A 265-nucleotide genomic window follows, 5' to 3' on the forward strand; every position below is an offset into this window, starting at 1 on the left:
CGTTCGATATCATGACTCTGCTGCTTTACACGGTCGCGTTCCGCCTTGCCAAAATAAAAGCGGTCAAGCATTTCGCTAAATGTAGCGAATGTTTTCACTTCCCCTTTTACATGTTCAAGGGGAAATAGATAAAATACTTCTTTTGCTCCTGCAGTCATAATCGCAGGGCAAAGGTTGTTGTCTTCAATTTTTTTAATCATTTGTCTAAAATTTTTCGGAACGGTGGTCCGATTTGCCAGACCGCTTTTGAAAATAACCTCTTTTG

1 protein-coding gene is annotated in these 265 nt (G+C 40.4%); it reads right to left on the bottom strand.

The window, feature by feature from the left end; all coding sequences use genetic code 11:
• Window positions 1-265, bottom strand: a 265-nt coding sequence (locus tag RYX56_RS23010) for an NFACT family protein (protein ID WP_317124209.1), incomplete at both ends; no start/stop codon positions are given.

The organism is Alkalihalophilus lindianensis (assembly GCF_032843265.1).
GTDB lineage: Bacteria > Bacillota > Bacilli > Bacillales > Bacillaceae_D > Alkalihalophilus > Alkalihalophilus lindianensis.